This is a genomic window from Nocardia araoensis NBRC 100135, assembly GCF_000308435.1.
Taxonomy (GTDB): Bacteria; Actinomycetota; Actinomycetes; order Mycobacteriales; family Mycobacteriaceae; genus Nocardia; species Nocardia araoensis.
Genome location: NZ_BAFR01000025.1, coordinates 1 through 759, shown reverse-complemented (window position 1 = coordinate 759; position 759 = coordinate 1). Strand labels below are relative to the sequence as shown.

The 759-nt window shown below is 65.1% G+C and carries 1 protein-coding gene; it reads right to left on the bottom strand.

All coding sequences use genetic code 11. The features are described 5' to 3' along the window. Window positions 1–737 (bottom strand): condensation domain-containing protein (locus ON21_RS03705; RefSeq protein WP_245562451.1); only part of this gene is annotated, 737 nt, incomplete at its 3' end. Window positions 738–759 lie beyond the last annotated feature (22 nt).

Genomic DNA, 759 nt, shown 5'->3' with positions numbered 1-759 from the left:
GGTGGTCCGGTGCGGGTGAGCAGGTCGGTGCGTTCGGTGGGGTCGAGGATGTCGATGGTGGCGATGGGTTGGGTGGGGTTGGTGGTGATGGCGCGCAGGATGCGGATCCAGCGGTGGGTGAGGGTGTCGATGGTGGTGGGGTTGTAGAGGTCGGTGGCGTAGGTGATGGTGGCGGTCATCTCGCCGTTGTGGTTGTCGGTGAGGATGATTTGTAGGTCGAATCGTGCTGTGGTGGTGGGTAGTTCGGTGGGGGTGATGTCGAGGTGGGGGAGGTGGAGGTGGGGTTGGTCGAGGTTTTGGAAGGCGAGCAGTGTTTGGAAGAGGGGGTGGTGGGATTGGGTTCGGTGGGGGGCGAGGTGGTCGACGAGTTGTTCGAAGGGGATGTCGGCGTGTTGGAAGGCTTGTAGGTCGGTGTTTCTGGTGTGGGTGAGGAGGTCGGTGAAGGGTTGGTGGGGGTCGAGGTGGGTGCGTAGGACGAGGGTGTTGACGAACATGCCGATGAGGTCGTCGAGGGCGGGGTCGCCGCGTCCGGCGATGGGGGTGCCGATGGGGATGTCGGTGCTGTTGCTGAGGCGGGAGAGCAGGACTGCGAGGCTGGCGTGGATGACCATGAACAGGGAGCAGTCGTGGTGGCGTGCGAGGGTGTGCAGGGCGGTGATGAGTTCGGCGTCGAGGGTGTGGGTGGTGGTGGCGCCGTGGTGGGAGGCCACGGCGGGGCGTGGCCGATCGACCGGCAAACCCAACTCCTCGGGAAGTCCG